The organism is Synechococcus sp. R6-10 (assembly GCF_047461815.1).
In the GTDB taxonomy this organism is placed as follows: domain Bacteria; phylum Cyanobacteriota; class Cyanobacteriia; order Thermostichales; family Thermostichaceae; genus Thermostichus.
On sequence record NZ_JANSHW010000582.1, the window covers coordinates 1 to 632 of the forward strand.

At 60.6% G+C, this 632-nt stretch carries 1 protein-coding gene; it reads left to right on the forward strand.

Annotated features, from left to right (window positions below):
- Positions 1–54 precede the first annotated feature (54 nt).
- Positions 55–632: Eco57I restriction-modification methylase domain-containing protein (locus NW837_RS14100; protein ID WP_414332225.1), on the forward strand; the 578-nt coding region annotated here is incomplete at its 3' end.

Sequence of the window (632 nt, forward strand, 5' to 3'; positions counted from 1 at the left end):
GCTTTGTGCCGTATCGGCGTCTTCGATCGGTTCTGCGACCTGCTGGAGGCATGCGTGAACAGCGACACCCTCCCAGATGCTTTCGTGCAGCGCGTCGAAAAGGAACTTGCCCCTGAAGGCTGGGACGGGCACGCTGCCAACCGCGTGAAAACGGTGTACGACAGGCTGCACACCCTGCACCGGCAGGGCATGAACGGACTCTGGGCGCGCCTGCTCAAAAACAACTTCGCACCCCTCACCGTCGGGCAGTTCGACTACATCGTCGGCAACCCGCCATGGATTAACTGGGAACACCTGCCCGACTCCTATCGGGAGGACACGAAACACCTCTGGGAACGCTATCAACTCGCGGGAACCTACAAGGGTGGACGCCCGCGCCTCGGCGCGGTCAAAGTGGACATCGCGACGCTAATGACCTATGTCGTTGCGGACGCCCTGCTCAAAGAGGGAGGCAAGCTGGGCTTCGTGATTACCCAAAGCGTGTTCAAAACCGCCGCGGGCGCAGGCTTCCGCCGATTCGAACTGCCCGAACAAAACAAGCAAAAACGCCCCCTGAAGGTGCTCCATGTGGACGATATGGTCGAACTGCAACCCTTTGAAGCCGCGAGCAACCGTACCGCCGTCCTCGTGCT